Below are 8,755 nucleotides of genomic sequence, written 5' to 3'. Positions count from 1 at the left end.
TAAAGGGGTATCTATGGATCATTTAACAAAAAAAGATGTTAAACACATTGAAACATTCATGAATAATTATCCAAGAAAAATTTTCAATGCTTTAACATCTAATCAAGTTTATGAGTGTCTATTAAATCTAGCTTAATTAAACTTTTGGACACTTACTATTTTAATTTAGGATAAAATGTATAAAAATATTGATTTTTTCTTCAAAATATGTTAATATATATGTAGAAATATGACAATTGAGAGGAGAGTGGGGTGACCCACTCTTTAATATTAATTATAAAGGAGGAATAGAGTGTGGAAGAAGTTTTATTAAAGATTGAAAAAGAAATACAGCCATATCTAGATGAAAATTCTTTGGAATTAGCAGACATTGAATATGTTAGAGAAGGAGGCTACAATTTCTTAAGAATATACGTAGAGTCAAAAACTGGAAATACAAGTTTAGATGACTGTGTTATGCTAAGTACAAAAATAGATGGAATTGTTGATGAATTAATTGATGATAAATTCTATTTAGAAGTTTCAACTCCTGGTCTTGAAAGAAAACTAAAAAAAGAAAAAGATTTTGTTAGATTTACAGGAAAGAAAATTAGTGTTAAAACAAAAAGTAATATTGAAAATAAAAAAAGTTTTGAAGGAATATTACTAAATTTTGAAAATGGAAATATTTTACTAAAGGAAGATCAAATTGAAAATATTGTAATTCCATTAGAGAAAGTTAAGGTTGCAAAACTAGTGTTTAATTTATCTGATAAAATATTTAAGGAGGATGTTGAAAATGAAGTCTAAAGATAAAGCAACATTTTTAGATGCGATAGAAGAATTAGAAAAAGAAAAGGGTATACAAAAAGGTGAGTTATTAGAAAGATTAAAAACTGGATTACTTGCTGCCTATAAAAAAGATTTTAATGATCAAGAAAATCTTGAAATAGAAATAGACCAAGTAACAGGAGATGTAAAAATGTTCTGTGAAAAGTTAATAATAGATGATGAAGTTAAAGTATATAACGATACAACAGAAATAACATTAACAAAAGCTAAAGAATACAAAAAAAGAATTAAAGTTGGAGATTATTTAAAAATAGAATTGAATGCAGATGAGTTTAATAGAAATGCTATTCAAAGAGCTAAATCAATAATCATTCAATATGTAAGAGAGCAAGAAAAAGAATCAATTTGTAGACAATTAAAAGCTGTAGAGCATCAAATGGTAAATGTAGTTGTAAGAAGAATTGAAGAAAATGGTAATCTATATATTGGTATGAATGGATTAGATGCAGTAATTCCATTTAGAGAATTAACAGAACTTGATAAAATACAAGTTGGAGATAGATTAGTAGCATATATTAGAAATGTAGATACAACTGGAAAATTCCCTAAAGTAGATATTACAAGAACTGATGATAGATTAATTTATAAATTATTTGAAAGAGAAATACCAGAAGTAGCTTCAGGTAGTATAATAATTAAAAATATAGCTAGAGAACCAGGTGTTAAAGCAAAAGTTGCTCTTTATTCAGATGATCAAAACATTGATTTAAAAGGGTCTTGTATTGGTAAAGATGGAATAAGAATTAACAATATAATAAATGAGTTAAATGGAGAAAAAATTGAATTAGTAGAGTGGAATGAAGATCAAAGATTATTTGTTAAGAACGCACTTTACCCTGCAGAAATTTTCTCAGTTGAAATAGTAAAAAATAATGATGAAATAGTTGCTAAAGTTGAAGTTGATTCTAGTCAATTAACACTTGCTATAGGTAAAAAAGGTGTTAACTCTAAACTAGCTGGTAAACTATGTAAATTAAGAGTAAATATAGAGGCGAGTGATGAAGTTGGAGAAGAAGAGAGAGAAGAACAAGAGTAACGTTATTGTTAGAACTTGTGTTATTACAAGAGATAATGATAAAAAAGAAAATTTATTAAGATTTGTTGAAAATAATAAAGGTGAGTATGTTTTTGATGAAAATCAAGATATTCAAACAAGAGGGAAATATATAAAAAAAGATTTAGAAGTATTTCAAAAGTTTTTCAATAAATTTAAAGTTGAAATGAAAGGTGCTGAAAAAGTATTAAAATTTTTCGAGAAAAAAGAAACAAAAGAACATAAAGATGAATATATACTTAGAATATTAGAAGGATTAAAAAATTCAGAATATCTAGTTTATGGTATTGATGAGAATTTAGATGGAATGAAAGATTCTATTGTTAAATTATTAATAATACCTTCTGATATTAATGGAAAGCATGTAAATAAACTAAAAAAAGTAGCTAAGTTAAACAATGTAAATATAATATTTATTGAGAAACAATATTCTTTAAAAAAAATCTTTTTAAGTGAGGTTAAAGTAATAGGGGTAAAAACTAAAAAGGTTGTAAGAGGGATACTAAATAAAATGGAGGTGGAATAAATGAGAGTTTATGAGTTTGCTAAGAAAATTGGAGAGACAACTAATGATTTTATAAATAAATTAAAATCATTTGGTTATGAAAAATTAAGTTTATCTACTTTAAGTGATGAAGAAATAAAAGATATTCAAAATAAATTGAATCCTGTAAAATCTGCTGAAAAAACTGTTTCGAAACCAGAGGTAAAAAAAGAAGAAGTTATTGGCGAAAAAATGATATTTAATAATAATAGAAATCATAATAATGCTAATCATAATAAATTTAATAAAAACAATAAATTTAGAAATGATAGAGATAACAATAACAGAGAAAATAGAGTAGAGAGAACTGAAAGAAATAATCAAAATTTTGGTGAAAGAAGAAATTTTGAAAATGGAGAGAAAAAACCATTTGAAAAAAGAAATAATCAAAATTTTGGTGAAAGAAAACCATTTAATAAAGAAGGGAAAGATTTCTCAGATAAAGAAGGAAATGAAAGAAGAAATAATTTTAGAGGAGAAAGATTTAACTTCGAAAATAAAGGTAATTTTAACAAGGATAGAGACAATAGAGAAGGTAGAGAAAATAGAGATAACAGGGATAGAAATAGAAATGATAGACCTCAAAGAGATGGTAGAGACTTTAATAATGGTGAAAGAAAACCATTTAATAAAGATAGAAGAAATGATGATAATAAGAAATTCTCTAAACCATTTGTAAAAGAAGAGAAAGAAGTTGTTATTGAAATTCCTACAATGGAAAATGAAGTAAAAGGTAAAAATTCTAAAGTTAAATCTAAATTTGATAAGAAAAAATATGAAAATGAGAAAAAAACTAAAGAAGAAGAAAGAAAATTAAAAGAATTACGTGAAGATTTTAGAAAAGAAGATAAAAAGAAAAAAGTTAAGAAAAAAGAAAAAGTTGTAAAATCTGAAGTAATTAGAGATGAAGAAGGTGGAGTTGGACTAGTTGTTCTACCTCAAGAAATTTCTATAAAAGATTTAGCAGAAAAATTAGGAATTAATTCTTCTGATATCATTAAAAAATTCTTCTTACAAGGGAAAATGTATACTGCAAATGCAATATTAAATATTGAAGAAGCTGAAGAACTTGCTTTAGAATATAACGTAATTGTTGAAAAAGAAGAAGTAGTTGAAGTTTCTTATGGAGAAAAATATAACCTTGAAATTGAGGATAGAGAAGAAGAAAAAGAATTAAGAGCACCAGTTATAACAATTATGGGACACGTTGATCATGGTAAAACTTCATTACTTGACGCATTAAGACATACTCATGTAATAGATGGAGAAGCTGGAGGAATTACTCAAAGAATAGGGGCTTATCAAGTTGTATGGAATGGTCAAAAAATAACGTTCATTGACACTCCTGGACATGAGGCGTTTACTGAAATGAGGGTAAGAGGAGCAAATATTACAGATATTTCTATATTAATAGTTGCTGCTGATGATGGTGTAAAACCACAAACAATAGAAGCTATTTCACATGCTAAAGAAGCTAATGTACCTATTATAGTTGCAATTAATAAAATTGATAAACCAGGTGCAAATGTAATGAAAGTTAAACAAGAATTACTTGAGCATGGTTTAATTTCACCTGAATGGGGTGGAAATACTGAAATGGTTGAAATTTCAGCTAAACAAAAATTAAACTTAGATTCATTACTTGAAACTATATTATTAACAGCTGAAATTATGGAATTAAAAGCTAATCATAAGAAGAGAGCAAAAGCGGTTGTTGTAGAATCAAGACTTGATTTACAAATGGGACCAGTAGCTGATGTTTTAATTCAAGAAGGAGAATTAAAAATCGGAGATATTTTTGTTTCAGGGACATCATATGGAAGAGTTAGATCTATGCTTGATGATAGAGGAAATAAAATAACAAGAGCAGGGGTTTCTCAACCTGTAGAAATAACTGGGTTTAATGAAATCCCAGAAGCAGGAGATTTATTATATTGTGTAAATAATGATAAACAAGCTAAGAAAATAGTTGAAGACTTTAAGAATGAGAAAAAAGATGAAATTAACAAGAAAAAACATATTTCACTTGAAAGTTTATCGAAAGAACTTGAAGATCAACAATTAAAAGAATTAAAATGTATCATAAGAGCAGATTCAAAAGGATCAGCTGAAGCACTAAAAGAATCTATTAATAAATTATCAAATGATAAGATTAATATGAATATAATTCAAGCTAGTGCAGGAGCAGTTACAGAAGGAGACGTAATGTTAGCCGCTGCATCAAATGCAATTATTATAGCATTTAGTGTAAGACCTACAAATACAGCAAGAACTGAAGCTGAAAAAACTGGTGTTGAAATAAGAAACTATAATGTAATATACCATGTTACTGAAGATCTTGAAAAAGCAATGAAAGGTATGTTAGATCCAGAATATAAAGAAGTATATAATGGAAGACTAGAAGTTAGGGAAGTGTTTAAAATATCAAATGTTGGTAATATAGCTGGATCATTAGTTATTGAAGGTAAAATTACTCGTCAATCTAAAATTAGATTATTACGTGATGGTATAATCATACATGAAGGTGAAATTGCATCACTTAAGAGATATAAAGATGATGTTAAGGAAGCAAGTGTAGGACAAGATTGTGGAATAGGAATTAAAGACTTTAATGATATAAAATCTGGAGATATAATAGAGGCATTTGTTGTAGAACAAGTAAAAATGTAGATAGGGGAAGTTATGAATATTAGAAGAAAAAGAGGTTTAGAAAAAGAGATATCGAGAATCATTGGTACAGCTATATTAGTTGATGTTAAAAATGATAAAATTAGAAACTTGGTAACGGTTAAATCAGTAAATTTATCACCTGATGCACGTTATGCAGATGTGATTATGTCTATTTTAGACTATAAACAAAATATAAATAAAGAAAAATTATTAGAGGAATTGAATAAATTAAAAGGTTTCTTTAGAAAAATTGTTGGAGATAGTTTAGAAATTAGATATACACCTGAAATTAGAATACATCTAGATGATAGTGTAGAATATAGTGTAAAAATTTCTAAGTTATTAAAAGATGCAATGGCAACTGTAAAATCAGATAGCGAGGAATAATCATGATATGGAAAAGTATATTCTATGATAATGATTATTTAGAAAGTAAAATGCAACTTTTTAATAAGGATGAATTGATTACTACTTTATTATTAAATAAGAAAATTTATACTAAAGAAGAGATGGATACTTTTTTAAATCCAAGTTATAAACAGTTACATAATCCATTTTTATTAAATAATATGGAAGAAGTTGTGGAGAAAATTCTACAATTTAGAAATAATGGAAAGAAAATATTAATTTTTGGAGATTATGATATTGATGGAATATCAGGTTCGTTATATCTTTCAAAAATATTTGAAAAATTAAATATAAATAATGAAATATACATTCCTACAAGAACTATTTTTAAGTATAGCTTAAATAAAGGTTTCTTTGAAGATATTGCCAATAAAAATATTGAATTAATAATTTCAGTAGATAATTCTTTTGGAGAAGTTTCACATATAGATAGATTAAAAGCTATGGGAGTAGATTTGATAATTACAGATCACCATTTTAATAATAAAGATATACAAGGAATGTTAGAAATAAACCCTAAAAAATCAGGAAATTATCCTTTTAAAGAACTTTCTGGTGCAGGGGTAGTATTTAAATTAGTTCAAGCAATATATTCAAAATTACCAGAGATGCCAATTTCAGATATATATGAATACTGTGAGTTAATATCTCTTGCAACTATTGCAGATGTAATGGAATGTATTGATGAAAATAGATTTTTAATTAAGAGAGGTTTGAAAAACTTTTCTAAAACAAAAATATTAGCATTTAAAATGATAATGGATAATTTCAAAATTGAATCAGAATATATTTCAATAAATGATATTAGTTATAGAATTTCACCACTTATTAATGCAATAGGAAAGTTAGATGATCCACTTAAAATAATAAAATTTTTAACCTCTAATTCTGAAAAAATTAACACACAGATTTTAAATGAGATGTATGAATATAATTTTGAAAGAAAAAATTATGAAAGTAGAATATATAATAAGATAATTGAATATTTAGAAAATAAAGATTTGAGAAAATTAAATTATATATATTATGAAATTAATGATATTAATTTAGGAGTTTTGGGATCAATAACTTCAAAATTAGCTTTAGAGTTTAAAGTTCCTGTAATAATAGTATCTAAAGTAGATGGATATTGTAAAGGATCGTGTAGAAGTATTGAGAATAAAAATATATATAAACTTATATCTGAATTTTCAGACTATTTCATAAATTTTGGAGGGCATGATTTAGCAGCAGGCTTCTTAATTACAAATAGTAATTTAAATTTAATAAAAGATAAAATAAAACAAAAAATGTATAATTTAAATTTAACTGAGAAATCAAAAGACGAGATAATTATTGATGCTAAATTTCCAGTAAATTTATTAACTTCAAAAAAAATGATAGAAATAAATAATTTGGGACCATTTGGTCTTTCAAATAATGAACCAAATTTCTATGATGAAAATATTAAATTTAGAAATATACTGATTTTTGGAATTGATAATAAACATTTTAAAGCTTATATATATAGAAATGGTAAAGAAATACAAATACTTGGATATAATTTAAGTCATAAATTAAACTTGAAAAATTCAAATAAATTGTATAAAATAATATATACACCTGAGTTAATCGGGAAAAAAGTAATTAGATTAAAATTAAAAGATATAGAATAAAACTAGGAGGAAAAATGAAATTAGAAAAATTAGCAGGTTCAGAAGTAGCATTTGAAATATTAAAAAAAGGACAAGAATACAAAGCATTAAGAGAATCAATTCTATCAAAATTTAAAAATGTTAAAGTTGATGGATTTAGAAAAGGTCACGTACCAGCTGATGTAATTGAAAAAACATTTAAAAGTGAAATAAGAGATGAATTAATCAATGAAGTATTAAAAACAGAATATACAGCATTAATTAGAGAGGAAAAAGTAAGACCAGTAGCAGATTTACAAATAGTTTCATTAGATTATAATGAAGAACAATTAAAAATGAGTTTAAAAGTTGCAGTATTCCCAGAATTTGAATTACCAAAATATAAAGGGTTAGAAATTAAAGCAGAAGAAGTTACTGTAACTGATGAAGAAGTAGATAATGAAATTAACAGAATGGTTCAAAGAGCTAAAAAGTTTGAAAAAACTGAAAGAGAAGAAGCTAAATTAGGTGATATAGCAATCATTAACTTTGAAGGATTTGTAGATGGAGTAGCATTTGATGGTGGAAAAGCTGAAAACCATAGATTAGAATTAGGTTCTAAAACATTTATAGATACATTCGAAGAACAAATAGTTGGTAAAAAAGTTGGAGAAGAATTTGAAGTAAATGTTAAATTCCCTGAAGAATACCATGCAGAAAACTTAAAAGGTAAAGAATCAGTGTTTAAAGTTAAATTAAATGGATTAGAAGAAGCAATTACACCAGAATTAAATGATGAATTTGCTAAAGCAAGTGGTTCTGATACAGTTGAAGATTTAAAAAATGCAATTAAAGGAAACATTTTATCAAACAAAGAAAATCAAGCAACAAATGCAAGATTACAAAAAATAGTTGAAACAATTACTGAATCAACTACAATGGAAGTACCAGCTATAACTGTAGATCAAGAAGTAAATGCTCAAATTGAAAGATTTGCTCAAACATTACAAATGCAGGGTATGAACTTAGAAACTTATTTACAAATGACAGGGCAAACAGTTGATAAAATGAGAGAAGATTTAAGAGAAAGAGCTGAAAAAGGTGTTAAATCAAGCTTTATTTTATCAAAAATAGCTGAAGTTGAAGGAATTGAAGTAACTGAAGCTGAATTTGATGCTGAATTAGAAAGAGTAGCAGGAATGTATGGAATGACAGTTGATCAATTAACTGTTGAATTACAAAAAACTGATGGAGTAAACAGATTCTTCGGACAAATTAACTCTCAATTATTCTTTGCAAAAGTAAATGAATTCTTATTAGAAAATAATTAATAACTTTGGGAAACTAGGCTTAGGTCTAGTTTTCCACTATATAGAAAGAGGAGACCAACTATGATTTGTCAAGTATAAATTAATAAAAATATAGTTGGATAGGTTATCAAATTTTAGACAAAACAAAATTAGCACTAAATGATGTATTTTTTAAACAATATCAATTATCTTAAAGAATTTAGACTGTTTAAACCGACCATTAGAACTTTTGTTAAGAATATTAGTTAATTTCTTAATAGATAAGGTTTTAATTCTATTAGGGTTTGCGCTATCTTTAAGTATTGTATAAGAAGTTTTAGTATGA

The 8,755-nt window shown here is 25.9% G+C and carries 7 protein-coding genes; all 7 read left to right on the top strand.

The window, feature by feature from the left end; all coding sequences use genetic code 11:
- The first annotated feature begins 294 nt into the window (after positions 1-294).
- From GM111_RS07695 to tig, 7 genes are read left to right on the top strand one after another with little or no spacing between them, the layout of a single operon-like run.
- Positions 295-789, top strand: coding sequence for a ribosome maturation factor RimP (locus GM111_RS07695; RefSeq protein WP_156300521.1), 495 nt, complete (start codon positions 295-297; stop codon positions 787-789).
- The gene (gene nusA / locus GM111_RS07690) at positions 779-1,867 is read left to right on the top strand and encodes a transcription termination factor NusA (RefSeq protein WP_156300520.1); all 1,089 of its coding nucleotides are present in this window, start codon (positions 779-781) and stop codon (positions 1,865-1,867) included. Before GM111_RS07695 ends, nusA begins: the two co-directional genes overlap by 11 nt.
- Positions 1,830-2,411, top strand: a complete 582-nt coding sequence (locus GM111_RS07685; protein WP_156300519.1) for a DUF448 domain-containing protein — start codon at positions 1,830-1,832, stop codon at positions 2,409-2,411. Before nusA ends, GM111_RS07685 begins: the two co-directional genes overlap by 38 nt.
- Positions 2,412-5,099, top strand: coding sequence for a translation initiation factor IF-2 (gene infB, locus GM111_RS07680; RefSeq protein ID WP_156300518.1), 2,688 nt, complete (start codon positions 2,412-2,414; stop codon positions 5,097-5,099).
- A 12-nt stretch (positions 5,100-5,111) separates the two neighbouring features.
- Positions 5,112-5,486: a 30S ribosome-binding factor RbfA gene (gene rbfA / locus GM111_RS07675; protein WP_156300517.1), complete on the top strand. Its 375-nt coding sequence runs from the start codon at positions 5,112-5,114 to the stop codon at positions 5,484-5,486.
- A 2-nt stretch (positions 5,487-5,488) separates the two neighbouring features.
- Positions 5,489-7,162, top strand: coding sequence for a single-stranded-DNA-specific exonuclease RecJ (gene recJ, locus GM111_RS07670; protein WP_156300516.1), 1,674 nt, complete (start codon positions 5,489-5,491; stop codon positions 7,160-7,162).
- Positions 7,163-7,176: 14 nt separating this feature from the next.
- Positions 7,177-8,451 carry a trigger factor gene (tig, locus tag GM111_RS07665; protein ID WP_156300515.1) on the top strand — a complete coding sequence of 425 codons (1,275 nt, stop codon included), beginning with the start codon at positions 7,177-7,179 and terminating at the stop codon, positions 8,449-8,451.
- Positions 8,452-8,755 lie beyond the last annotated feature (304 nt).

Origin of the sequence: Streptobacillus canis (assembly GCF_009733925.1) — a bacterium.
GTDB lineage: Bacteria > Fusobacteriota > Fusobacteriia > Fusobacteriales > Leptotrichiaceae > Streptobacillus > Streptobacillus canis.
The sequence above is the reverse complement of the archived record's forward strand: the minus strand, read 5'-3'. Positions and strand labels throughout refer to the sequence as shown.

Bases quoted from the DNA above. Each gene is read 5' to 3' on its own strand.
- GM111_RS07685 (WP_156300519.1), top strand. From the start codon at position 1,830: ATGAAGTTGGAGAAGAAGAGAGAGAAGAACAAGAGTAACGTTATTGTT.
- recJ (WP_156300516.1), top strand. From the start codon at position 5,489: ATGATATGGAAAAGTATATTCTATGATAATGATTATTTAGAAAGTAAA.
- infB (WP_156300518.1), top strand. From the start codon at position 2,412: ATGAGAGTTTATGAGTTTGCTAAGAAAATTGGAGAGACAACTAATGAT.
- rbfA (WP_156300517.1), top strand. From the start codon at position 5,112: ATGAATATTAGAAGAAAAAGAGGTTTAGAAAAAGAGATATCGAGAATC.
- tig (WP_156300515.1), top strand. From the start codon at position 7,177: ATGAAATTAGAAAAATTAGCAGGTTCAGAAGTAGCATTTGAAATATTA.
- nusA (WP_156300520.1), top strand. From the start codon at position 779: ATGAAGTCTAAAGATAAAGCAACATTTTTAGATGCGATAGAAGAATTA.